Genomic DNA, 22,474 nt, shown 5'->3' with positions numbered 1-22,474 from the left:
GGTTTCAGTCTGTGCCGCTTGTTGAACCCGCGTCAAGTAAAGTGACGCCATGCCCGCGAATCAGGGGGAACGCGTCCGGCGCAGACTCAGCACCGAGGAACGCCGTGAGCAGCTGCTGTCGGTCGGGGCGAAGCTGTTCTCGGAGAACCCCTACGACGACGTCCGGATCGAGCGGGTCGCCGAGATCGCCGGGGTCTCCCGTGGGCTGCTGTACCACTACTTCCCGACCAAGCGGGACTTCTTCGCGGCGGTCGTCGAGCGCCAGAGCGAGCGGATGCTGCGCATGACGGCGGCGGTGCCCGGCGTGCCGGTGCGCGAGCAGCTCGCCGTCGGTCTCGATGCCTACCTCGGCTATGCCGAAGCCCATGTTCACGGCTTCCGCGCCTTCCATCGCGCCGACGCGGCCGGGGACCAGGCCGTGCGCCGGGTCTACCAGCGGGCCCTCGCCGCGCAGGGGCGGCAGATCCTCGCCGCGCTCGCCGCCGACCCCGAGTTCGGGCCCGCCTTCGAGAACGCCCCGCAGGTGCGGCTGGCCGTGCGCGGCTGGCTCGCCTTCACCACCGCCGTGTGCCTGGAGTGGCTGCGCGACGGCGAGTTGACCCGTGAGCAGGTGCGCGACCTGTGTGCGCGGGCGCTGTTGGGTGTCATCGCCTGACCCCTGCCGCCGCCGGGGTGTGGTTGGCGTGCGCCCCGATCTCCGATAGATTAGGCAAGGCTTACCTAAGGAGGTCTCGGATGGGTGACACGCAGGACTGGACGGCCGCACCCGGCGCGGCGGAACGGGCACGGTCGGTGCTGGCCGCCGCCTGGTCGTGCGCGGTGACCGCGGACGGCGCCCGCGAGGAGTACGTCGGCGCGCACACCGTGACCGACGACGGCGCCGTACGGCTGACGGTGCCCGACGACAGCACCCTGCTCGCGGCCGCCGTCTGCGCCCCGCGCCAGGAACCCTCCGCCGTACTGGAGTTCGCCGACGTGGCGCCCGTGCCCGTCCGCGGCCGGATCCGGGCCCGGCTCTACCTCGCGGGCTGGTTCGCCCCCGACCGCGGCACCCTGCTGTTCCGGCCCACGCGGGTGGTGCTGCGGCAGTCCTCCGGAGCCGTGGTCGTCGGTCTCGACGACTTCGCCGCCGCCCGGCCCGACCCCCTCGCCGGCGCCGAGGCCCGGCTCCTCACCCACCTCGCCGACGCCCACCCGGACGCCGTCGAGCGGCTGACCCGCCTGGTGCGGCCGGAGAGCCTGCACGCCGCGACCCGTGTGGTGCCCCTCGCCGTCGACCGGCACGGACTGACCCTGCGCATCGAACGCACCCGCGCCCACGGCGACGTACGGCTGCCCTTCCACACGCCCGCCGACGACGTCGCCCAGCTCACCGAGCGCATGCACAGCCTGCTGGCCCAGGCCATCGCCGCCGCCTGCCCCCGGGCCCTACAGCGGCAGCGCGCAGACGGCGACGGGTGAGGCGAACGGGACGCCGGCCGACCGGAGTTCACCGCTCGCCCGGTCCACCTGGAAGACGGTGACCGTACCCGAGCGCTGGTTCGCCGCGAACAGCAGCCCGCCGTCCGGCGAGAGCGCGATCTGCCGGGGGAAGTCCCCGCCCACCGGCACCGTACCGAGCAGTCGCAGCCGGGCGCCGTCGGCCTCGATCGCATACCGCGCGAGGCTGTTGTCGCCCCGGTTGGCCAGGAAGGCGTACCGGCCGTCCGCCGTCACTGCGAACTGCGCCGGGTAGTTGGTGCCGCCGCTCGAACCCGAGGACTGCGGCTCGCCGATCGTCAGCCGGCCGGAGCCGGGATCGTAGGCGCAGACAGCCACCGTGTCGTCCACCTCGTTGGCCAGATAGGCATGACGGCCGCCCGGATGGAAGGTCAGATGGCGCGGTCCCGCCCCTGGCCGGGCGTGCGCCTGCGCCACCTCCGTCAGCGTGCCCCGCGTCTGGTCCAGGCGGTAGCTGTAGACGGTGTCGGTACCGAGGTCGACCGCGAGGACATGGCCGCCGTCGAGGCTGGTGACGAACTGGTGCGCGTGCGGCCCCTCTTGACCCGGTCCCGGTGCCGGGGTGGTGTGCGTGACCAGGTCGGTGCGCTCGCCCAGGGCGCCCGAGGCGTCGATCGGATGCACGGCGACACTGCCCGACCCGTAGTTGGCGCTCAGCAGCCAGCGTCCGCAGGGGTGCACCGACAGATGACAGGGGGTGACGCCATCCGTGTCACGGGTGCCGAGGATCCGCCGGTCGGCGAGGCGCACGGCCGTCACACCGCCGTCCTGGCGCTCGTCCACCGCGTAGAGCGTGCGGCCGTCCGGGTGGACGGCGAGATACGACGGGTCGGGGACTCCGGTGAGCGTGCCGGAGCCGGTGATCCGGCCGGTCACCGGGTCGTAGGAGGCCAGTGCGATGCCGGTGCCGCCGCCGTCGACCGAGGTGTAGGTGCCGATGCAGAGCGGGCGGGGGCCGGACCCGCTCCGGGGCGGTGCGGCGGCCCGCAGCGCGTCGGCCTTGCGCGCGGGGTCGGCCGGTCGGGCCGCCGGGGACGGCACCGTCACCACGGCCGCCGTGCCCGCCACGGCTCCGACGAACCGGCGCCGACTCCAGCGCCCGCTCCCCGCCTCTGCCTCCGTGTCCATACCGCACCTCAGGTCATCGGTAGCCCCCGTCGTGACAGCCACCTTGACCCCTGCCACCCGTCAACGGCAAGTAGGACAACAGGCGTTGCGCATCGCGCAACGCGATCTACCACTCGCCGTCCTCGACCGGCTTGCCCGGCGCGTCCTTCAGCGGGGTCACCTGGCCGGCCGACGGCGCCTGCCACGGGTCCAGATCGTCCCCGAGCCACTCGCCGGCCGGCTTGACCGCCTCCAGGGTGTCCGTGGGGGCCAGATCCTCGGCGTCGGCGTCGTAGTAGTCGTACCAGGGCAGGCCCGCGCTCGTGTAAGCCGCCCGGTCCACCGGTGACGGCGGGGGCGCCTCGCCGGTGATGCGCCGCCACTGCGGCGGTGTCACCAGGTGCACGAACACGCGCCCGGCGGGCTGCTCGGACCAGTCCGACGCCGACCGGTCGTCCTTGTACACCTCCTGGCGCATCGAGCCGCCGACGCCGAGACCCATGGCGGCGCCGCCTGCCCTGGGCGCGCCGGGGGCGGCCGGGGCGGACGCCATCATCGGCATCGGCGCGCCGTACGTGCCCGGCGGCCCGGCCGCCAGGGTCCTTCGCCGCGCCTGTGCCCGCTCCTGCTCGCGGCGGCGCCACTCGGCGAGGAGGGGCTCCCGCAACGGGAACGACTGCAGCTGCACCCCGCCCCACACCTCCTCGCCGGTGACCTGGCCCTCCACCGTCGCGCCGAGCCCCAGCGGCACCGCGACGAACTGGCGGACCGTGCCCTTTCCGGAGTTGATGCCGTCCAGCCAGGGCTGGCGGAGCAGCACCACATAGTTCTGTGGATCCCGGGCGAGCCGGTCGCTCCAGGGCCGGCCGGACACCGCGCAGACCTTGCCGACCCCGACCTGGAGCGCGGCCGGCTCCGTCGTCCCGGAGAAGCTCAGCCACATCGCCTCGCGCAGATACACCGGCAGCATCACGCCACCGCGTGCCCGCCACTCCTGCGGGACCCTGTCGGCGTAGTCCGCCACCCGGCGTATCGGGAACTCGCCCAGCCCCGGCGGCAGTGGATGCGTGCCCGTCTCCGGCAGCCGCAGTGTGCGGATGAACCGCACCGCCACCCCGCCCGGCAACCGCAGTGTGTTCCCGTCGATCCGCACCCCGGAACCGGTCATCCGGTCGCTCCCTCGCGTTGCTCCGTCACCGAGAACGCTCCTTCCGTGGGAGCGTTCGTCCTCACCGGGAACGCTCGTCTTCAGCGCGAACGCCCGTCCTCACGGAGAACGCTCACCGAACCCCGTACGGTTCCGCCACAGCTCCTCCTGTACCCCGAGCCGCTCGCGCAGCCGGGTCGTCCGGGGCAGCTTCGCCCGGTGCCTGCGCGAGACCCGGTCCAGCTCCTCCAGCAGCCGGCGGGTGCGGTGCTCGGTGTTCAGCTCGTCGATGATCCGGGTCGTCTCGGTCAGCACGGCGCCGAGCAGCTGCCAGTTGGCCCAGTTCTCGGCGACCTCCTCGCGCAGCAGCTCGGCCAGCCGGTCCCGGGTGCCGGCCGCGGTGTGCAGCTCGGCGGAGAGACGGGCCTCCGCCGACTCGGCGTTCTCGCTCAGATGGGTGGTGACCAGCACCGCGAAACTGACCACCGCGTCGCCCATCTCCGACAGCAGCTGCTCCACGGTCGCCCCGACGCGGGGCGGGAAGAGATCCTCGGCCCCGCGAGCCTTCGAGAGATCGGTGAAGGACCGGGCCAGCACCCGCAGCACCACCGTGCAGATCTCCAGCGTGTCCAGACCGGTGCGCAGCACCACCCGGTGCAGCAGCCCCTCCTTGACCCGCGGATTGAACCGCAGACTGTCCTCGGCCTGCCGCAGCGCCGCGTCCACCTGGGTGATGTGCTGGTCCAGCAGCCGTGCCTCGTGCAGCCGCTCGGCCGCCCGTTCCCAGGGGATCCGGCCAGCGGCCTCCTCACCCATCCGCAGCATCAACTGCCGCACCCGGCGTGCCTGGTCCTCGATCGAGCGGCCCGCCTCGTCCACCCACACCGGCGGCGGAAGCAGCAGATTGCAGGCCGTCCCGACCACCGCGCCGATCAGCGTCTCCACGATGCGCGCCCAGGCCGTGAACCCGACCGTGGTGACCCCCAGCACCAGCATGGCGCTGATCGCCACCTCGGCCACGTACTCGTCGACCCGCACCAGGTGCCCGACCGTCAGCGCGGCCACGATCAGCAGCGCGAGGCTCCACCAGGTCAGCCCCACCAGCACGCTGAAGGCGATGGCGACCAGCACGCCGGCCACCACCGAGTTCACGCGGCGGATGCCGTTGGTGAGAGTGGCGTAGAAGGTCACCTGGACGACCAGCAGCGCGGTCAGGGGCGCGGTGAGCGGGGCCGGCTCGGGGCTCAGCCGGAGGGCGACGACGTAGGCGATCGTCGCCGCCGTCGCCGACCGCAGCGTCTGGACCACCACCGGCTCCCGGCGGCGCCCCAGCAGGCGCAGGAGTCCCGCGGTCCACTTGCGTACGTCGTGCATCCCTTGGCGTGTTCCCGTTCCTCGGGCGCGTCGAACGTGCCTCGATGGGGGACAGGACCTGTCCGCGAGCCGTGCGGACAGGTCGCCGTCGCCGTCGCCCTCGCTGCGGGCCGGCCGCTCGCACCGGGTCCGGCCACGGCTCTCAGGTGGCGGCCGACGAGGTGGCCGTGCCGCGGGTGCGCGACCGGTAGCCAGCGACCTTCGCGAGATTGCCGCAGCGCTCCATGGAGCACCAGCGGCGTCGCCGGGCCTGGGAGTCGTCGAGGAACAGCAGCGAGCAGTCCGGGTTCCCGCACTCCTTGACGCGCTCCAGCAGCGGACCGCCGACCAGCAGGACCGCGTCCCGGGCCACGGTCGCCAGGGCGGCACGGGCCGGATGGCGGGACGTCCAGCGGCTCGGACCCAGCTGGGGTGCGAGGTCGGGCCGGGCGGCGACCTCGTTGACCAGCGCCACGTCCGCCGGATCTGGGTCCCGCCCGGCCATCGCCGCCCGCAGCACGCCGTGGACCGCCTCACGAAGGGCACGGGCCTCGGTGACATCCCGTACGGCGACCGGGACCGGGCCGTCCTCGGCCGCCAGGCCCGCCCCGGTGATCCAGCGGGCGAGGGCGGCGGGGTCGGGGATCCGCTCCACGGGCGTGGCGTGCCGCTTGCCGAGCGTGGCGACGAAGTCGAGGCACGGACGGCCACCGGAGAACGGGAAGGCGAGCGCGGGGTCCGCGGACGTGGTCATGAAGGGCAGCTTACCGCGCGACACCGTTTCAAGAGGTGTCTTGACACCGGTTGAACGGGTGTCGCATCGTGACACCACTTCAACCGGTGTTCGCAGGGGACGCCGGTGTCGTCCGAACAGGGTGGGTGTGTCATGCGTGCGGTGCGGATCGAGGAGTTCGGCGGGCCCGAGGTGCTGGTGCCGGTGGAGGTGCCGGATCCGGTGCCCGGCCCCGGCCAGGTGCTGCTGCGCATCGCGGCGGCCGGCGTGAACCGGGCGGACGCGCTGCTGCGCGCCGGCGCCTACCACCGGGCCGGGCGGCCCCCGCTGATCCCGGGCGCGGAGGCGGCCGGCACCGTGGCCGCCGTGGGGGAGGGGGTGACCGGCTTCCGGGTGGGGGAGCGGGTGATGGCACTCGACGGCATCGACGCGCCCGGTTTCTACGCCGAGTCGGCCGCCGTGTCCGCCGCATGTGTCACCCCGGTGCCCGACGGGCTGGACCTGACCACGGCGGCGACCCTGCCCGTAGCCTGGCTCTCCGCCTGGTACTGCCTGCGCGGTCTGGCCCGGGTCGCCGAGGGCGAGACGGTCGTGGTCAAGGCCGCGGCGAGCGGAGTCGGCACCGCGGCCGTCCAGATCGCCGCCCGGGCCGGCGCCCGGGTCATCGCACTCGCCGGGTCGGCAGAGAAGGCCGCCTGGGCCGGGGAGTTCGGGGCCGCCGACACCATCGACACCTCCCGGTACGCCGACGAGGGCGAGGTCGAGGAGGTGCTGCTGCTGACCGGCGGGCGCGGCGCCGACATCGTCCTGGACACCGTGGGCGGCCGGGCCCTCGGACGGAGCCTGCGTGAGACCGCGCACGGCGGCCGGGTCGTCTCCCTCGCCAACGTGGCCCTGGAGCCGAGCACCCTCGACACCCGCGACTTCTACCCGAAGAACATCGCGATCCTCGGCTTCCAGCTCACCAACCTGCAGATCCACGGCTACGACCCGCGGCCCGACCTGCGCGCACTCGCCGAGCGGGTGGCCGCCGGAGACTACCGGGTGCCGGTCGAGACCGTGCTGCCCCTGGATCACGCCCGGGCCGCCCACGAGCGGCTGGAGAGCCGGGACAACCGGGGCAAGATCGTGCTGCGGGTGGAGTGATCGTACGGAGGGCGGAGGGCGGAGTGAGCTGAGGGCGGAGTGGGCGGCGCGGTCGGGTGTACGGCTTGCCGACGCGGCCTCAGGCGTACAGCCTGCCTGTGGATTCTCAGGCGTACAGCCTGTCGATGAACGCGGACAGGTTGCCCGTCGCGCGGGCGATCTGTTCCTCCAGGGTCAGGCTCTCCTCGAACCGGGCGCCGGACTCCGGCACCTTCTTGCCCCGCACGTACAGCGAGCACGCCAGGTCGGTGCACATGTACAGGCCGACCGAGTTGCCCTCGCGGCCCGCCGTCCCCGCCTTCCGCGCCGCCATCAGCGTCACCCCGCCGCCGGGATGCGTGGTCAGGCAGAGCGAGCACATGCTGCGGTGCAGAAAACCGCGTTGCGCGGTCTGGAAGCGCAGGGCCACGCCGACGAGCCGGTCGTCCCGTTCGGTGACCAGATAGCTGCGGTCGGGCGCGCCCGGATCTCGCCAGCCCAGGAAGTCCAGGTCGTCCCAGGGGCGTTCACCGAGATCCCGGGGGATGGTCAGCCGTTTGGCCTCCCCCTTGGAACAGTTGACAAAGCAGTTGCGGATGTCCTGCTCGGTGAGTGATCTCATGGGGGAGTCCTTTCGGATTCGTCGCCAGGAACCTAATTGGTCTAGGTTCACGGCTAGCCTACGTAGCCAAGGGGAGGGTGGGCCAATGGATTTCCGGCACGGGCTGCCGCCGCGCGCCCGGCGGGCACCGGAGCATGTGGGGCGTACTTCTCGCAGTTCGTCACCGGCACCAGCAACGGCAGCCTGACCGCATACCCCGGCGGCGACCGGACGCGCTGGGGGAGCCGCATCTTCGGCGGAGCGTACGACGACGCGCACCCGGTCGAGCGCCCGCTGTACGGCGCCCTGGACTTCCGTGGCCAGGTCGTCGGCGCGGCCCCGCGCTTCGGCTCCGCGCACCTCAGGCTCGCCGGAGCGGTCCTGGACCGGGCCACCTTCTGCTATCCGGACAGCGAGGCCGAGCCCACCGACTTCGGCGTGGCCCCGGCCATGCCGCTGATCGCGCTCGCGGAGTCCGACGGGCGGGATCCGCCCAACGACTACATCGAGACCCATGTGCACGCCGGTGTGCTGCTCGCCCGGGACGTCGAGACGCTGGTGCTCGACGCGAGCTACCGGGACACCCCGGTGGAGGCGGCGGCCCGGCGCCTGCCCTTCCCGGTGGAATGGCACCCCGGCTACCGGCTCACCGTCACCGCGCTGCGCCGTCACGCCGACTACCGGGGGCCGCGGTACGCCGACCTCGGCGCGCTGATCGCCGAGCGCGGTCTGCTGACCCCGCGCGTCCTCGGCGACGCGGCCCGCACCGGCCGGTACGAACTCCAGGACCTGAAGATGGTCTGGCACACCCTGGCCCGCTTCGGCGCACTAGAAGGCGCGGGCACGGCCTGCGCGCCCCCCGGGATCCGCCGACACCGCCAACTTGGTCGTGACCCGGCCCGGCCGGGACGACTCCGGCCCGGTCTCTCGGGGTCTGGTCTCTCCCGGACCGTCCCCGGAGGGACGGACGGCGCGGCTCAGTCCGTCTCGGGTGTGCTCGGCTCCGGTGGCCACACGCCGGGTGTGAGGACGCCCAAGGCGTAGGCGCGGGCGACCAGTTCGGTGCGGTTGGCCGCGTTCCAGCGGGCCGACAGGCGCCGTAGGTGGTAGGTGACGCCGTCCTTGCTGAGGCCCAGCTCACGGGCGGCGCCGGCCGTGGAGGCGCCGCCCGCCAGCAGGGCCAGCACCCGGCCCTCCACCGGCGTGACCCGCACCGGCTCCGGCTCGGGCGGCGCGCACTCGCCCCGCACCCGCAGCATCACCAGCAGGGCCGGTGTCTCGTCCACGGTGTCGCTCACCGGGTCCGCCGTCAGCTCCCCGAACCGCTCCACCCCGCCGGGCGCGCGCCAGCGCACCGAGACCTGGTAGCGCGAGCGGTGCCGCAGCCGCAGCGCCTCGGCGATCCGCTCCACCTGCCCGGCCTCCTGCGGGCGGAACAGCTCCAGCACAACCCGGCCGCGCAGTCGCCCCGGCGTCGTACCGCACTCGGCCGCCATCGCGGGATTGGCCAGCACCACCAGGCCGTACACATCGCACACCGCGACCGGCACCGACACCCGGTCGAAGAGCAGCAGCGCCCGGTTGCGCCATACGACCCCGTCGCTCCGCCCCAGGTCCACGCCCACCTCCCGAAGTGCCGAGCCACCCCTCATCGAAGACGAACTCATCCAAGACGAACTCATCCAAGACGAACTCATCCAAGACGAAAATCCAGGTCAGCGGCAAACCGCGCGGCCCCGCAGCGGCCCTTGGCCCCGACCCACCGCACGGCGCAAGGCCCGTAACCGAGTTTTGACTGCGCGATCGTGTAGTGCCGTGGCGCGGGTACGCCTCGCAGGTCGACCACCCTGGAACGCAGTGCTCCGTTACCGCGAGTACTCCGTTACCGCGAAAGGCAGTTGTCGCGCCATGCCCCCCACCGCACCGCACCCCGATCCGGCCGGAACGCTGCCCGGTGTCCCGGTCGTCGACATCACCGCCACCGGTCCCGGCCGCACCCCCCTCCAGCAGATCGTGGGCCTGATGCGCAGCCATGGCCCGGTGCTCGTGCGCCGGCTGCACGGCCGGGACGTGCTGTTCGTCGCCGACGCCGACCTGGTCGCGGACCTCGCCGACGAGGAGCGGTTCGCCAAGCACGTCGGGCCCGCACTGGAGAACGTGCGATCCTTCGCCGCCGACGGCCTGTTCACGGCGTACAACGACGAGCCCAACTGGGCCAAGGCGCACGACATCCTGATGCCCGCCTTCGCGCTCGGCTCGATGCGCACCTACCACCCGGTGATGCTCGAGGTGGCCCGCCGGCTCATCGCCTCCTGGGACCGCGCGGCGGGCGACGGGCGGGCCGTGAACGTGTCCGACGACATGACCCGCATGACCCTCGACACCATCGGACTGGCCGGATTCGACTACGACTTCGGCTCCTTCGAACGCGACGAGCCGCACCCGTTCGTGGAGTCGATGGTCCGCTGCCTGGAGTGGAGCATGCACCGGCTGGCCCGCACCCCGGGCGAGGACCACTCGGCTGCCGACGCCGCCTTCCGCGCCGACGCCGACTACCTCGCCCAGGTCGTCGACGAGGTCATCGCCTCCCGCGCCGGCACCGACCAGAGCGGCGCCGAGGACCTGCTCGGGCTCATGCTCAGCGCCCCGCACCCCGCCGACGGCACCACCCTGGACGCGGCCAACATCCGCAACCAGGTCATCACCTTCCTGATCGCCGGCCACGAGACGACCTCCGGCGCGATGTCCTTCGCCCTGTACTACCTCGCCAAGCACCCGGCCGTACTCCGGCTGGTGCAGCGCGAGGCCGACGCGCTCTGGGGCGACACGGCCGACCCGGAACCGTCGTACGACGACATCGGCCGGCTCACCTACACCCGCCAGGTCCTGAACGAGGCCCTCAGGCTGTGGCCGACGGCCGCCGCCTTCAGCCGGCACGCCCGCGAGGACACCCTGCTCGGCGGCCGGATCCCGCTCTCCGCCGGACAGTCCGTCACCGTCCTCACCCCGATGCTGCACCGGCAGCCCGTGTGGGGCGACAACCCGGAGCACTTCGACCCCGAGCGGTTCACCGCCGAGGCGGAGGCGGCCCGCCCGGTGCACGCCTTCAAACCCTTCGGCACCGGTGAACGGGCCTGCATCGGGCGGCAGTTCGCCCTGCACGAGGCGACCATGCTGCTCGCCATGCTGGTCCACCGCTACCGGCTGCACGACCACACCGACTACCGGCTCGCCGTGAAGGAGACCCTCACCCTCAAGCCCGAGGGCTTCACCCTGACCCTCACCCCGCGCACCCCCGCCGACCGTGTCCACGCCCCGCTGCCCGGCGCCGCGCGCCCGCAGGAGGAGGGCACCGTGGCCCCGGACACACTGCCCGCCCGGGTCCGCCCCGGCACCGGCGTCCTCTTCCTGCACGGCAGCAACTACGGCACGGCCCGCGCCTTCGCCGCCCAACTCGCCGACGAGGCCGCCGCCATGGGCTGCGCCACCGAGGTCGCCGCCCTGGACGCCTACGCGGACGCGCTGCCCGCCGACCGGCCCGTCGTCATCACCGCCGCCTCCTACAACGGCCGCCCCACCGACGACGCCGGCGCCTTCACCGCCTGGCTGGCGGGCACCCCCGACCTGACCGGTGTGCACTACGCCGTCCTCGGCGTCGGCGACCGCAACTGGGCCGCCACCTACCAGCAGGTGCCCACCCGCATCGACGCCCGCCTCGCCGAGCTGGGCGCCACGCGCCTGACCGACCGGGCCGCCGCCGACGCCTCCGGCGATCTGACCGGCACCGTCCGGGAGTTCACGGCCCGGCTGCGCACCGCGCTGCTGACGGAGTACGGCGACCCGGACGCCCTGCCGGGCACCTCCGCCGAACCGACGCACGCCTACGAGGTGCGCACGCTGGGCGGCGGCCCGCTGGACGCCCTCGCCGCCCGGCACGAGCTGGTCCCGATGACCGTGACCGAGGCACACGACCTGACCGCGCCGGGATACCCGCGCACCAAGCGGTTCCTGCGCGTCGCCCTGCCCGAGGGCGTCACCTACCGCACCGCCGACCACCTGACCGTACTGCCGGCCAACGCCCCGGACCTGGTGGACCGTGCCGTCGCCGCGCTCGGCCTCGACCCCGACGCCGTCCTCGACATCCGGGCCACCCGCCCGCGCCGCGACGGCCTCGCGGTGGACCGCCCGCTGTCCGTACGCCAACTCCTCACGCGCCACGTCGAGTTGCAGGAGCGTCCGACGGTTCGGCAGCTGAGCCTGCTCGCCGAGGCCAACCCCTGCCCGCCGGAGCGCGCCGCCCTCGCCGCCTTGGGCGACGACGACCCGCGCACCCTGGTGGAGCTGGCCGAGGACCACCCCGCGCTGCGCGGCGCGCTCGACTGGCCGCTCCTGCTCGACCTGCTGACCCCGCTGCGGCCCCGCCACTACTCCATCTCCTCCTCGCCGGCCGCGGACCCGCGCCACGCGGACCTCATGGTGTCCGTCCTCGACGCCCCGGCGCGGTCCGGCAAGGGCCGTTACCGGGGCACCGGCTCCTCGCACCTGGCCGCCCTGCGGCCCGGCGACACCGTCCACGCCCGGATCCAGCCCTGCCGCGAGGCCTTCCGGATCGACGGCTCGGCGCCGGTCGTGATGGTCGCCGCCGGCACCGGACTCGCCCCCTTCCGCGGCGCCGTCGCCGACCGTGCCGCAGCCCGCGCGGCCGGCACCCGACTCCCGCCCGCTGTGCTGTACTTCGGCTGTGACGCCCCCGACGCCGACTTCCTGCACGGCGGCGAACTGCGGACCGCCGAGGCGGCCGGCGCGGTCGCGCTGCGCCCGGCCTTCAGCGCCGCACCCGAGAACGGCGCCGCCTTCGTGCAGCACCGGATCGCCGCCGAGGCCGACGAGATCTGGGCGCTGCTGGAATCCGGCGCCCGGGTGTACGTCTGCGGCGACGGCGCCCGGATGGCCCCGGGTGTCCGGGAGGCGTTCCGCACGCTGTACCGGGAGCGCACCCCGGGCAGCGACGAGGCGGCGGCCGGGAGCTGGCTCGACACACTGGTGGCACAGGGGCGTTATGTGGAGGACGTGTACGCGGCGGGCTGAGCCGCACCACAGGCACCGCCCCGCGTCCGGCTGGGCGCGGGGCGCACTCCGCCGCGCTTAGCTCAGATCGTGAACTAAGGCGTGTGGGAATATCGCATTCCGGCCGTCCGAAGGGGTATGTTGCAGGTCGGGCAGGGTTCGTGAAGGGAGCCGCATGACGGGGCGCAATGGGCGCACGGTACGCGATCTCAGGCGGGGCAACCGCATGGCCGTGCTGCAGAAGCTGTATTTCGACGGTCCCCTCAGCCGGTTCGAGCTGGGCCCGGCCACCGGCCTCAGCTCCGGCTCGGTCAGCAACGTGGTCGCCGATCTGATCGCGGACGGCCTGGTCGAGGAGGCCGGCAGCGTCGACTCCGACGGCGGCCGGCCCCGCACGCTGCTGCGTGTCGCCCCCGACAGCGGACAGCTGATCGGCGTCGACGTCGGCGAGACCCGGGTCCGCGTCGAGCTGTTCGATCTGGCCCTGACCGAACTGGCCCGCACCGAACGCCGGCTGACCCCGCAGGGCTACGACGTCGAGGTGATCGCCGGTCACATCCGCGACGGCATCGCGGAGGTCCTCGGCGCGGAGCAGGCCGTGCCCGAGCGGCTGCTCGGCGTCGGCGTCGGGGTCCCCGGAATCGTCGAGCACGCCCCGGACCAGGGCGCCGTCGTGCACGGGCAGACCATCGGCTGGGACGCCGTACCGCTGGAGCGGCTGCTGCGCTCGGCCTCCCAACTGGCCGACGAGATCCCGTACTTCATCGACAACGGCGCCAAGACCCTGGGCCAGGCCGAGATGTGGTTCGGCGCGGGCCGTGGCGCCCGCAACGCCGTGGTCGTGCTCTTCGGCTCGGGCGTCGGCGCCTGTGTGGTCACCCCGGAGGTGGAGCACGGCCGGGCCGTCGAATGGGGCCATCTGACGGTACGGGTGCGCGGGCGCCGCTGCCGCTGCGGCGCGCCCGGCTGCCTGGAAGCCTACGCGGGCGCCGAGTCGCTGCTGGCCCGCTGGCGCGAGGCGGGCGGACGGCCGCCCGAGGACACCGACGAGGAGACCGCGCTCACCGCGATGCTCGCCGCCGCCTACCCGCCCGAGGGCGCCGGGGCCGACCCGGTCGCGCTGGCCGTCCTGGAGGAGACCGCCGAGTACCTCGGCGCCGGCCTGTCCGACCTGATCAACCTCTTCCAGCCCGAGCGGATCCTCATCGGCGGCTGGGCCGGGCTCCAGCTCGGCACCCGCTTCCTGCCCGCCGTACGCCGCCACGCGACGACGTACGCGCTGCGCCATCCGGCCGACAGGGTGACCATCGACCTCGGCCGGCTCGGTCCGGACGCGGTCACGGTCGGCGCCGCGATCCTGCCGCTGGCCGACTTTTTCGCCAGCGGCGGCCGCCGCCCGGAACCGGTCACCGAGGACCGTCTGCCGGCATGGCGAGCGGCGTTGCGTCAGCGCGCGACACGGTGAGCGGCCTGCTGCCGCTGCCCTGGGTCGAACAGCGCGCTGCCGGTGTCCGGAACAGTTGCGCAGCCGAAGGTTGCCCGGGCCGCGCGGCCGCACCGGGCGCCGTCACCGAGGCGCGGCTGTCCCTCGCTCACGCCGAAGGCTCATCCGGTGCCGGGTGTTCGGGGTGGACCGTTCCCGGGTGCGGTCTGCCGCGCGGGCCCGTGCCGGCCTCGTCCGTGTCGGGCACGTCGTCGGCCGGGGCCGTGTCGTTCCCGCGCGGCCGTGCCTGCGCGGCCTCCCACGGATCCTCGCCGGCGCCCGCCTGCTGATCGGGCATGTCCCTCGGGACCGGGCCCGCCTCCCGGCCCGGCTCGCCCTTCCGCTGTGCGGCCATGTCTTCGCTCCTCGGCTCGGTGTCCACCGCGTGCCTCGGCGGACGGCCGGGTACCCGGGCCCGGCTCCGCGCACACCCGGCCATGACATGGCAGGTAATCGACCCCTGCGCGGGATCCGGGGAGCATCGAGGACGTCAGCGCGACGAACCCGCGTCGCACCTGGTCCGGACAGCCCGAGGAGGCACCCCATGCCGTACTGCGAGAGCCCCGTCGACGGCACCCGTCTGCACTACGTCGACCACGGCCCCGCGACCGGGCCCGTCGCCGTCTTCGTCTCCAGCGCCTACATGGGCCACGAGATGTGGGAGTACCAGATGCTGCCCCTCACGGAGGCCGGTTTCCGCTGCGTCGCCCTGGACCGGCGCGGCCACGGCCGCTCCGACGACGCCTGGTCCGGTTACGACCTCGACACCCTCGCGGACGACGTGAACGGCCTGCTCGACCACCTCGACCTGCGTGAGGTCACTCTGATCGGCCATTCGGTCGGCACCGGCGAGGTGATCCGCTGTGTGACCCGGCACGGCCGCGCCCGGGTGGCCCGTGTCGCCCTCGTCGCGGGAGTCAGCCCCGGGGTCGTCCGCTCGCCGGGCACCCCGGACGGCCTGGACCCGGAGGCCGTCCGGGCCGACGACGAGGTGTTCCGGCGGGACCGGGCCGCGTACTTCACCGCGCTGGCCGACGACTTCTTCGCCGCTCACCTGCCCGGCAACCAGATGTCCCCGCCCTACGTCCGCTACATGATCGACCGTTGCCTGAGCGCCACCTCGCGGGCCGCGAACGGCGTCCGGGCCGTGGTGGCCGCGCTCGATCTGACCGCCGAGCTGCCCGCCCTGGATCTCCCGGTGCTGGTCGTGCACGGCACCCACGACACCTCCGCGCCGCTGGCCCTCACCGGTGAGCGCGTGGCCCGGCTGGTGCCGGACGGCACCCTGAAGGTGTACGAGAACGGCGGCCACGGCCTGTTCGCCACGCACGCCGCACGGCTCACGGCCGACCTGCGGGAGTTCGTCGAGGCCGGTGCCGTCCGGACCGCCGAGCTGGCCGGCGCCGGCGCCGGACGTCCGTGAACAGGAGAGAGCCCCGGCCGTGACGGGGGAATCACGGGGCAGGTCAGCAACCCGTCACCCGATCCGGGACCCGGCCCTCGCGGGTCCAGGCCAGCAGCTCGTCGGCGGACCACGTGGTCACCACCCGCTCGGCGGGCACCCCGCACTCCTCGGCCCGGGCGCAGCCGAGGATCTGCCAGTCCAGCTGGCCGGGCGCGTGCGCGTCGGTGTCCACGGCGAACAGCACCCCCGCCGCCACGGCCCTGCGCAGCAGCCGGCGCGGCGGGTCCAGCCGCTCGGGACGGCTGTTGATCTCCACGGCCGTACCGGACTCGGCGCAGGCGGCGAACACGGCGTCCGCGTCGAACTCGGACTCCGGCCGCCCCCGGCCCGTCACCAGGCGCCCGGTGCAGTGGCCCAGGATGTCGGCGTGCGGATCGCGTACGGCGGCCACCATCCGGCGGGTCATCGAGCGGGCGTCCATCCGCAGCTTGGAGTGCACGGACACCACGACCACGTCCAGCCGCCCGAGCAGTTCCGGCTCCTGGTCCAGCGCGCCGTCCTCGAGGATGTCGCACTCGATGCCGGTGAGCAGCCGGAACGGCGCCCACCGGGCATTCAGCTCCGCCACCACCTCCAGCTGCTCGCGGAGCCGCTGTGCCGACAGGCCGCGGGCCACGGTCAGCCGCGGGGAGTGGTCGGTGAGGGCGGTCCACTCGTGCCCGAGCGCGGCCGCCGTCCGCCCCATCTCCTCGATCGGACTGCCCCCGTCGGACCAGTCCGAATGGGTGTGGCAGTCCCCGCGGACCAGCGCCTGCAACCCGGCTCCGGCGCCGTCCGGGGGCGCTGTCCCGCTCTCCTCCTCCAGCCTGCGCAGATAGCCGGGCACCTCCCCGGCCAGCGCCTCCCGCACCACCTGCGCGGTCTTCGGCCCAATCCCCCTGAGCGACTCCAGCGTCCCGGCCGCCGCCCGCTCGGCCACCTCCCCGGCGGGCAGCGCGGACAGGGTCCGGGAGGCGGTCCGGAAGGCCTTCACCCGGTAGGCGGGCGCGAGCGACCGCTCCAGCAGAAAGGCGATCCGGTCCAGGGCGGCCACGGGTTCCATGCAACCAGGTTCACACCAGGCGACCTGAAGGGGCGCGGGGAGCCGCCCTCTCAGGAATCGTCGGCGCGCGATGAGATTTAGGCTCTATTGCATGACCGAACAATCAGCCCCCTACATATCCCATCCGCGGATCCTCGTGCACGGGGTCTGCCCGGGCCGGCCGGGCCAGCCGCCCTTCCGGATCATGGAGATCGACGGACGGGTGATCGGTGAGGCCAGGCACGTCACCGACGTACTGGAGGCGGCTGCCTCGTACGGCATCACCATCCATGACATGGACGATCCGGACGTGGTCCGCTGGGTCGGCGGGGACAAGTACACATGGACGCTGCACAGCCGCTGAGCCACTGAGCCCGGCGCGGCTCAGCCGGCCGTCCACTTCTGGTTGGCGCCGCCCGTGCACGTCCAGATCTGCAGGCGGGTGCCGTTGGCCGAGGCGTTCCCGGTCACGTCGAGGCACTTGTCCGCCTGTGGGTTGACGATGTCGTGCGCCCCGGTCACGGTCCACTTCTGGTTCGGGCCGCCGGTGCAGTCCCACAGCTGGACGGTCGAGCCGTCCGCCGTGCCGCCGCCCGTGACGTCCAGGCACTTGCCGAGGGCCCGGATCGTGCCGTCCGGGCCCACCGTCCAGTTCTGCGCGGCCGTGCCGTTGCAGTCGTAGAGCTGCACCAAAGTGCCGTTCGCGGAGTTCGCGGCGGCCACGTCCACGCACTTGCCGGCCAGGCCGCGTATCGGCACCCCGGTCGCGGTGTCGCTGGTCGTCACCGACACGGAGTCCACCACCAGCTGCTGCGGGAACCGGGTACTGCCGTCGGGGTCGCCGGGCCAGTAGCCGCCGACGGCCAGGTTCAGGATCAGGAAGAACGGCTTGTTGTCGAACACCCAGGTCTTCCCGCCGAGGTCGGCGGGTGTCCGCCGCTCGTAGACGTTGCCGTCCACGGACCAGGTGATCGAGCCGGGCGACCAGTCGACGGCGAAGGTGTGGAAGGCGTCCGCGAAGGCCTGCCCTCCCCCACTCTCGGCTTCGCTCGAGCGGGGGGACCCCCATGCAGGGTGTAGGCCGCGCCGATGCCGCCGGAGCCGGAGTAGCCGGGCCCGTGGATGGTGCCGTGCACGGTCGAGGGTTCGAAGCCGACGTTCTCCATCACGTCGATCTCGCCCGAGTCCGGCCAGTTCACGGGCGTGCCGAGCATCCAGAACGCCAGCCACATGCCCTGCCCGCGCGGGATCTTCATCCGTGCCTCGACATGCCCGTACCGCGCGTTGAACTTCCCGGCCGTGTTCAGCCGGGCCGAGGTGTACTGGCAGGTGCCGTACCAGCACCGGTAGCCGGCCGGGTTCTCCTTGCGGGCGGTGATCACCAGGTGGCCCTGGCCGTCCAGGGCCGCGTTGTCCGTCCCCGAGGTGTAGTACTCCCGCTCGTGGTTGTTGACGTTGTCGCCGGTCTCCGTCGTCCACTTCGAGGAGTCGACGGCGGAGCCCGCGGGCCCGTCGAAGGTGTCGGAGAAGGTGCTGACGGTCGCCGCCGTCGGCGCGGCGTGCTGGGCCCGGGCCGGACCGACGGCGGCGGAGCCGACCAGCGCGGCGGACAGGGCGGCGAGGAGGCATCTGCGGAGCAGGCGTGGGGAGACCATTGCTCTCCGTTCGGCGTGGGGGGTGCGATGCCTCTTGATTTAAGGAGTGAGAAAAGAGGGCGTCAATACCCTGGTATGGACCTGTTGCTGACGGTGAGTCAGATGACGGCCTGGGCAGCGGTGTTTCCGTTCACGCTCCCGGGGCACTCCGGCGGAGGACCCGCGTGCCGTCGTCCTGCCTCGGGCCCGGCGGTGCTTGGATGCCCGAGCGGCGCAGCGGACACACCGCCGCGCATGGGTGCGGGAGCGGACCGAGGAGGTGGTCGATGACCCGGCGTACGCCCCCGCGCACCGCCCTCCTCGCCCTCGGCGAACTGCTCGCCTGGTGGGGAGCGTTGGCGCTGCTGTGGCTCGTGTTCATCACCTCGGTCGACACCCTGGAACGGATCGTCGGCGGAAGCTGCGCGGTCGTCGGGGCGCTGCTGGCGCGGGCCGGCCGGCGGGCGGTGACCTGGCGGTGAACGGCTGGATCCTCGCGGCGACCGCCGAGCTGGGCGGGGGAGGGGCGGCCGCCCTGTGGGGCGTCACCACCGGCCCGCCGGCCCGCCGGGTCGTCGCCCAGAACATGACCACCTCGGCGCTGTGCCCGGCGCTGCTGCTGCTCGCCCAGGGCTACGGCCGCCCGGCCTACGTCGACCTCGCCCTACTGCTCGCCCTGCTCGGCCCGGTCGGCACGCTCGTCTTCGCCCGGCTGCTCTACGACGACCTGGCAGGCGGGCGGCCGAGCGGCTGGGGGCTGACCTGGACCGCCGCCGCACTGAGCGCGGCCGTCGTCATCGCCGTGTGCGTTGCCACCGGTCCGGGCCGCGCGATGGTGAAACTCCTGGTCGTCGGCGCGCTCCTGATCGCCGGCAACGTGATCGCCACGCGGGCGCTGTCCGGCGGCTTCCGGGGGGTGCGGGGTGGCTGAGGTGCCGTCGACGCGCCGGGGCGGAGGTGCGGCATGGACGATGCCGTGATCGTCACCGCGCTGCTGCTGGTGGCCGCGTGTGCCACCGCGGCCGTGGCCCAGCGCGACCCCGCCCGGCAGGCGCTGGTGCTGTCCGTGCTCGGGACCGCCCTGGCCGTGCTGTTCACCGTGCTGCAGGCCCCGGACGTCGGCCTGTCCCAGCTGGCCGTCGGCGCCGCGCTGACCCCGCTGCTGATCATGCTGTCGGTGCGCAAGGTCAGACGCCGCGGCCGCTCGAAGGACGGTGCGCGGTGAACCGGCTGCGGCTCGCCCTGCTGGCCGCGGGCGGCGCCGGCCTCGCCGCCCTGCTCGTCGCCGCCTGCCTCGACCTGCCCCGCTTCGGCGGACGCAGCCACCCCTACGGCACGCGGGCCGTGCACGCCTCCCTGGCCCGGCACACCGCCAACACCATCGCCTCCGTCAACTTCGACCAGCGCGCCTACGACACCCTCGGCGAGACGAGCATCCTGTTCGCCGCCGTCCTCGGCTGCGTGGTGCTGCTGCGCCAGGCCCGCGACGAGCACCGCGCCCAGCCGCAACCGGCCGAGGTGGCCCGGCCGGTACGCCGCTACGCGCTCATCGTGCTGCCCGTCGCCCTCGTCACCGGCCTCTACGTCATCGCCCACGGCCAGCTCAGCCCCGGCGGCGGCTTCCAGGGCGGGGTCGTCACCGCGACCGCACTGCACCTGCTCTACCTCGGCGCCGACTACCGCGCGCTGGAACGCGTCCGCCCGCTCGCCGTCTACGAGACCTCCGACGCCCTCGCCGTCGCCGCCTACGTCCTGCTGGGCCTCGCCGGAGTACTGGCCGGCACCGCGTTCCTGGCCAACACCCTACTGCCGTACGGCACCTTCAACACCCTGTCCTCCGGTGGCACCGTCCCCCTGCTGAACGCGGCCGTCGGCATCGAGGTGGCCGGCGCGGTCGTCGTCCTGCTCGCCCACTTCCTCGACCAGGCCGTCGAGATCGAGGAGGAGCCCGGAAGGTGAGAACACCGTGATCCACGTCGTTCCCTACCTGGTCGCCGTCTATGTCTTCCTGACCGGCTGCTACGGCCTCGCCACCAGCCGCAACCTCATCCACGCCGTCGGCTGCCTCGCGGTCTGCCAGTCCTCCACCTACGTACTGCTGCTGGCCGTCGGCTACCGGGACGGCGCCACCGCTCCCGTCTTCTCCGACCTGACCCCCGGCTCCCGGCCGGTGGTCGACCCGGTCGTCCAGGCGCTCACCCTCACCGACATCGTCGTCGGCGCCACCGTCACCGCGCTGCTGCTCGCGCTCGTCCTGCAGATCGCCAAACGGCACGGCACCGTCGACCCCGACGAACTGCGGGAGCTGCGCGGCTGATGCGCCATCTGCTCCCGCTGCTCGTCGCGATCCCGCTGCTCGGGGCCGCCGTACTGGTGGCCATCGGACGCCATCTGCCCCGGATCGCCGCGGAGATCACCGCCTATGTGGTCTCCGGCGCCACGGCCGCCCTCGCTCTCGTCCTGCTGCTGAACTCCTCGCCGCCGATGGTCGAGTGGGTGGGTGGCTGGCTGCCGGTCGGCGGCGAGAGCGTCGGCATCGTGGTGGTCGGCGACGGCCCCGCGCTCGGCATGGCCGCGCTGGTCTCCCTGCTGACGCTGGCCGCCCTCGCCTACTCCTGGCGCTACTTCGACGAACCCCCGCGCGGCCACAGCGGGGCGTTCCCCGCGCTGATGCTGGTCTTCCAGGGCGCGATGTGCGGCTTCGCCCTCGCCGGCGACCTGTTCAACGCGTTCGTGTTCTTCGAGCTGATGAGCGTCACCGCGTACGCCCTCACCGGCTACCGCATCGACGAGGCGAAGGCCGTCCAGGGCGCGCTGACCTTCGGGGTCGTCAACTCCCTCGGCGCGTACGCCCTGCTGATGGGCATCGGCCTGCTGTACGCCCGCACCGGCGAGCTGGCCATGACGAAGATCGGGCGCGGCCTCGATCTGACGGCGGGGCACGGCGGACCGGACGCGCTGGTCCTCGCCTCCTTCGTCCTCGTGCTGACCGGGCTGCTGGTGAAGGCGGCCGCCGTGCCCTTCCACTTCTGGCTGCCCGACGCGCACGCCGTGGCCCCCACCCCGGTCTGCATGCTGATGTCCGCAGTGATGGTCGAACTCGGCGCCTACGGCGCCTGGCGTGTGTACGGCACCGTCTTCGCCGGGCCCGGCGGCATCCCCGCCGCCGACCTGACCCGGGCCCTGGTGACCCTCGGCACCCTCACGGCCGCGACCGGCGCCGTCATGTGCTGGTACCAGCGGCACATCAAACGGCTCCTGGCCTACTCGACCGTCGCCCACACCGGCCTGTTCCTCGTCGGCCTCGGTGTCCTCACCCCGGAGGGCGACGACGGGGTCGCCCTGTACCTCCTCGGGCACGCCGGGGTGAAGGCCGCGCTGTTCGCCTGCACCGGCGTGCTGCTCGACCGGTACGGCAGCGTCGACGAGCACGCCCTGCACGGCCGGGCCCGCGAACTACGTACGACCGCGGTGCTGTTCGCCGTGGCGGCGCTCGGCCTGGCGGGCCTGCCCCCGTTCGGCACCGCCCTCGGCAAGGCGGTCACCGAGGAGGCGGTCGGCGGCCCGCTCACCCTGGTGTACGTGGCCGCCTCCGCGATCACCGCCGGAGCCGTCCTGCGGGTCACCGCGCGCGTGTTCCTCGGGCTAGGGGCGCGCCCCCGGGACGCCGACTCCGACCTGGAGACCAGCGGATCCGAGGAGGAACCCGAGACGACCCGCCTGCTGAGCCGGATCCCGGACACCATGACGACCGTCCCCGCCGTGCTGCTCGCCGCCGCCCTCGCCGTCGGCGCGGCCCCGGGCTTCGGCGCCGTCGTCGCCCGCTCCGTGAACGAGGCCGGATCGGGCGGCGCCCACGCGTCCGTCCACTGGACGCTCCAGGGCGTCCTGCTGGGCCTCGCCTCCGCGGCGCTGGCCGTGGCGCTCGCCGGCCTCGCCGTGACCCGCCCGCGGTGGACCGCCGCCCCCGACTGGGCCCGGCCCCTGCGGCGGCTGCAGTCCGGCCACGTCGGCGACTATGTGGCTTGGCTGCTGGTGGGCGCCACGGTGCTGGGGGCGCTGGCCCTGCCCTCGGTACTCGGCGGCTGACCGGGAGCCCGTACGGCCGGCGCTGCTGTCGGACGACACCGGCCGAGTGGCGGGTTCTTCTCCCGGGCGGGACATCGCTGCCCTGGTGAAGGGGGGAGTCGCCAGTAGCATGACGGCCCAGCCCGTGACGATTCTGCGAGGAGCGGATC

The 22,474-nt window shown here is 73.6% G+C and carries 21 protein-coding genes and 2 pseudogenes; 14 read left to right on the top strand and 9 right to left on the bottom strand.

From position 1 onward, the window contains the following. Positions 1–49: 49 nt before the first annotated feature. Positions 50–655, top strand: a complete 606-nt coding sequence (locus AB0L75_RS33580) for a TetR/AcrR family transcriptional regulator (RefSeq protein WP_365188729.1) — start codon at positions 50–52, stop codon at positions 653–655. Between the two features lie 80 nt (positions 656–735). Further along, entirely contained in the window at positions 736–1,461 is a 726-nt protein-coding gene (locus tag AB0L75_RS33575) for a DUF2470 domain-containing protein (RefSeq protein ID WP_365188726.1), read from the top strand. Here AB0L75_RS33575 and AB0L75_RS33570 read toward each other — a convergent pair. The 4 genes from AB0L75_RS33570 to AB0L75_RS33555 form a co-directional block, all read right to left on the bottom strand. After that, on the bottom strand, positions 1,429–2,628 hold the full coding sequence (locus tag AB0L75_RS33570; RefSeq protein WP_365188724.1) for a lactonase family protein: 1,200 nt from the start codon (positions 2,626–2,628) through the stop codon (positions 1,429–1,431). The two genes, AB0L75_RS33575 and AB0L75_RS33570, sit on opposite strands and share 33 nt — an antisense overlap. A gap of 106 nt (positions 2,629–2,734) precedes the next feature. Then, a complete protein-coding gene (locus AB0L75_RS33565) occupies positions 2,735–3,775 on the bottom strand; it encodes a hypothetical protein (protein ID WP_365188721.1) in 1,041 nt (346 codons plus the stop codon). Between the two features lie 99 nt (positions 3,776–3,874). Then, positions 3,875–5,128, bottom strand: coding sequence for an aromatic acid exporter family protein (locus tag AB0L75_RS33560; protein WP_365188719.1), 1,254 nt, complete (start codon positions 5,126–5,128; stop codon positions 3,875–3,877). Positions 5,129–5,270: 142 nt separating this feature from the next. After that, complete coding sequence (locus tag AB0L75_RS33555) at positions 5,271–5,861, bottom strand: ABATE domain-containing protein (protein WP_365188716.1); 591 nt, start codon at positions 5,859–5,861, stop codon at positions 5,271–5,273. A 132-nt stretch (positions 5,862–5,993) separates the two neighbouring features. On the opposite strand from AB0L75_RS33555, the gene AB0L75_RS33550 reads away from it, so the two are divergent. Continuing rightward, positions 5,994–6,986 carry an NADPH:quinone oxidoreductase family protein gene (locus tag AB0L75_RS33550; RefSeq protein ID WP_365188714.1) on the top strand — a complete coding sequence of 331 codons (993 nt, stop codon included), beginning with the start codon at positions 5,994–5,996 and terminating at the stop codon, positions 6,984–6,986. 106 nt (positions 6,987–7,092) lie between these two features. On the opposite strand, the gene AB0L75_RS33545 is transcribed toward AB0L75_RS33550, so the two are convergent. Beyond that, on the bottom strand, positions 7,093–7,587 hold the full coding sequence (locus AB0L75_RS33545) for an FBP domain-containing protein (protein ID WP_365188713.1): 495 nt from the start codon (positions 7,585–7,587) through the stop codon (positions 7,093–7,095). Between the two features lie 138 nt (positions 7,588–7,725). Between AB0L75_RS33545 and AB0L75_RS33540 the strand changes: the two are divergent. Continuing rightward, a pseudogene (locus AB0L75_RS33540) lies at positions 7,726–8,610 on the top strand (DUF3626 domain-containing protein); the annotation flags it as partial. Here AB0L75_RS33540 and AB0L75_RS33535 read toward each other — a convergent pair. Next, entirely contained in the window at positions 8,544–9,185 is a 642-nt protein-coding gene (locus AB0L75_RS33535; RefSeq protein ID WP_365188710.1) for a LuxR C-terminal-related transcriptional regulator, read from the bottom strand. The pseudogene AB0L75_RS33540 and the gene AB0L75_RS33535 sit on opposite strands and share 67 nt — an antisense overlap. 289 nt (positions 9,186–9,474) lie before the next feature. On the opposite strand from AB0L75_RS33535, the gene AB0L75_RS33530 reads away from it, so the two are divergent. Both AB0L75_RS33530 and AB0L75_RS33525 read left to right on the top strand, forming a co-directional pair. Beyond that, positions 9,475–12,654: a cytochrome P450 gene (locus AB0L75_RS33530; protein WP_365188708.1), complete on the top strand. Its 3,180-nt coding sequence runs from the start codon at positions 9,475–9,477 to the stop codon at positions 12,652–12,654. A gap of 154 nt (positions 12,655–12,808) precedes the next feature. Beyond that, positions 12,809–14,098: an ROK family protein gene (locus AB0L75_RS33525; RefSeq protein WP_365188706.1), complete on the top strand. Its 1,290-nt coding sequence runs from the start codon at positions 12,809–12,811 to the stop codon at positions 14,096–14,098. Between the two features lie 127 nt (positions 14,099–14,225). On the opposite strand, the gene AB0L75_RS33520 is transcribed toward AB0L75_RS33525, so the two are convergent. After that, entirely contained in the window at positions 14,226–14,471 is a 246-nt protein-coding gene (locus tag AB0L75_RS33520; protein ID WP_365188703.1) for a hypothetical protein, read from the bottom strand. Positions 14,472–14,660: 189 nt separating this feature from the next. Here AB0L75_RS33520 and AB0L75_RS33515 point away from each other — a divergent pair, with 189 nt between their 5' ends. Beyond that, positions 14,661–15,539, top strand: coding sequence for an alpha/beta hydrolase (locus AB0L75_RS33515; RefSeq protein ID WP_365188700.1), 879 nt, complete (start codon positions 14,661–14,663; stop codon positions 15,537–15,539). Positions 15,540–15,582: 43 nt separating this feature from the next. On the opposite strand, the gene AB0L75_RS33510 is transcribed toward AB0L75_RS33515, so the two are convergent. Further along, complete coding sequence (locus tag AB0L75_RS33510) at positions 15,583–16,623, bottom strand: PHP domain-containing protein (protein WP_365188698.1); 1,041 nt, start codon at positions 16,621–16,623, stop codon at positions 15,583–15,585. A gap of 91 nt (positions 16,624–16,714) precedes the next feature. Here AB0L75_RS33510 and AB0L75_RS33505 point away from each other — a divergent pair, with 91 nt between their 5' ends. Continuing rightward, positions 16,715–16,966: a hypothetical protein gene (locus AB0L75_RS33505; RefSeq protein WP_365188695.1), complete on the top strand. Its 252-nt coding sequence runs from the start codon at positions 16,715–16,717 to the stop codon at positions 16,964–16,966. 20 nt (positions 16,967–16,986) lie between these two features. Here AB0L75_RS33505 and AB0L75_RS33500 read toward each other — a convergent pair. Next, positions 16,987–18,257 (bottom strand): annotated as a pseudogene (locus AB0L75_RS33500) (RICIN domain-containing protein). Positions 18,258–18,523: 266 nt separating this feature from the next. Between AB0L75_RS33500 and AB0L75_RS33495 the strand changes: the two are divergent. The 6 genes from AB0L75_RS33495 to AB0L75_RS33470 are packed head-to-tail and all read left to right on the top strand — an operon-like array spanning position 18,524 to position 22,325. Continuing rightward, positions 18,524–18,718: a hypothetical protein gene (locus AB0L75_RS33495; RefSeq protein WP_365188693.1), complete on the top strand. Its 195-nt coding sequence runs from the start codon at positions 18,524–18,526 to the stop codon at positions 18,716–18,718. Continuing rightward, entirely contained in the window at positions 18,715–19,167 is a 453-nt protein-coding gene (locus AB0L75_RS33490; protein WP_365188690.1) for a monovalent cation/H+ antiporter complex subunit F, read from the top strand. Before AB0L75_RS33495 ends, AB0L75_RS33490 begins: the two co-directional genes overlap by 4 nt. Positions 19,168–19,200: 33 nt before the next feature. Further along, a complete protein-coding gene (locus AB0L75_RS33485) occupies positions 19,201–19,461 on the top strand; it encodes a hydrogenase subunit MbhD domain-containing protein (protein ID WP_365188687.1) in 261 nt (86 codons plus the stop codon). Then, a complete protein-coding gene (locus tag AB0L75_RS33480; RefSeq protein ID WP_365188685.1) occupies positions 19,458–20,195 on the top strand; it encodes an MnhB domain-containing protein in 738 nt (245 codons plus the stop codon). Before AB0L75_RS33485 ends, AB0L75_RS33480 begins: the two co-directional genes overlap by 4 nt. A 7-nt stretch (positions 20,196–20,202) precedes the next feature. Then, positions 20,203–20,553: an NADH-quinone oxidoreductase subunit K gene (locus AB0L75_RS33475; RefSeq protein ID WP_365188682.1), complete on the top strand. Its 351-nt coding sequence runs from the start codon at positions 20,203–20,205 to the stop codon at positions 20,551–20,553. Beyond that, complete coding sequence (locus AB0L75_RS33470; RefSeq protein WP_365188680.1) at positions 20,553–22,325, top strand: complex I subunit 5 family protein; 1,773 nt, start codon at positions 20,553–20,555, stop codon at positions 22,323–22,325. The genes AB0L75_RS33475 and AB0L75_RS33470 overlap by 1 nt, the downstream gene beginning before the upstream one ends. Positions 22,326–22,474: the final 149 nt, after the last annotated feature.

It is taken from the genome of Streptomyces sp. NPDC052101 (assembly GCF_040680235.1).
GTDB lineage: Bacteria > Actinomycetota > Actinomycetes > Streptomycetales > Streptomycetaceae > Streptomyces.
This window is presented reverse-complemented; position numbering and strand designations above follow the sequence as displayed.

Bases quoted from the DNA above. Each gene is read 5' to 3' on its own strand.
- AB0L75_RS33530 (WP_365188708.1), top strand. From the start codon at position 9,475: ATGCCCCCCACCGCACCGCACCCCGATCCGGCCGGAACGCTGCCCGGT.
- AB0L75_RS33525 (WP_365188706.1), top strand. From the start codon at position 12,809: ATGACGGGGCGCAATGGGCGCACGGTACGCGATCTCAGGCGGGGCAAC.
- AB0L75_RS33520 (WP_365188703.1), bottom strand. From the start codon at position 14,471: ATGGCCGCACAGCGGAAGGGCGAGCCGGGCCGGGAGGCGGGCCCGGTC.
- AB0L75_RS33470 (WP_365188680.1), top strand. From the start codon at position 20,553: ATGCGCCATCTGCTCCCGCTGCTCGTCGCGATCCCGCTGCTCGGGGCC.
- AB0L75_RS33555 (WP_365188716.1), bottom strand. From the start codon at position 5,861: ATGACCACGTCCGCGGACCCCGCGCTCGCCTTCCCGTTCTCCGGTGGC.
- AB0L75_RS33575 (WP_365188726.1), top strand. From the start codon at position 736: ATGGGTGACACGCAGGACTGGACGGCCGCACCCGGCGCGGCGGAACGG.
- AB0L75_RS33545 (WP_365188713.1), bottom strand. From the start codon at position 7,587: ATGAGATCACTCACCGAGCAGGACATCCGCAACTGCTTTGTCAACTGT.
- AB0L75_RS33550 (WP_365188714.1), top strand. From the start codon at position 5,994: ATGCGTGCGGTGCGGATCGAGGAGTTCGGCGGGCCCGAGGTGCTGGTG.
- AB0L75_RS33580 (WP_365188729.1), top strand. From the start codon at position 50: ATGCCCGCGAATCAGGGGGAACGCGTCCGGCGCAGACTCAGCACCGAG.
- AB0L75_RS33485 (WP_365188687.1), top strand. From the start codon at position 19,201: ATGGACGATGCCGTGATCGTCACCGCGCTGCTGCTGGTGGCCGCGTGT.
- AB0L75_RS33510 (WP_365188698.1), bottom strand. From the start codon at position 16,623: ATGGAACCCGTGGCCGCCCTGGACCGGATCGCCTTTCTGCTGGAGCGG.
- AB0L75_RS33515 (WP_365188700.1), top strand. From the start codon at position 14,661: ATGCCGTACTGCGAGAGCCCCGTCGACGGCACCCGTCTGCACTACGTC.
- AB0L75_RS33560 (WP_365188719.1), bottom strand. From the start codon at position 5,128: ATGCACGACGTACGCAAGTGGACCGCGGGACTCCTGCGCCTGCTGGGG.
- AB0L75_RS33505 (WP_365188695.1), top strand. From the start codon at position 16,715: ATGACCGAACAATCAGCCCCCTACATATCCCATCCGCGGATCCTCGTG.
- AB0L75_RS33565 (WP_365188721.1), bottom strand. From the start codon at position 3,775: ATGACCGGTTCCGGGGTGCGGATCGACGGGAACACACTGCGGTTGCCG.
- AB0L75_RS33495 (WP_365188693.1), top strand. From the start codon at position 18,524: ATGACCCGGCGTACGCCCCCGCGCACCGCCCTCCTCGCCCTCGGCGAA.
- AB0L75_RS33570 (WP_365188724.1), bottom strand. From the start codon at position 2,628: ATGGACACGGAGGCAGAGGCGGGGAGCGGGCGCTGGAGTCGGCGCCGG.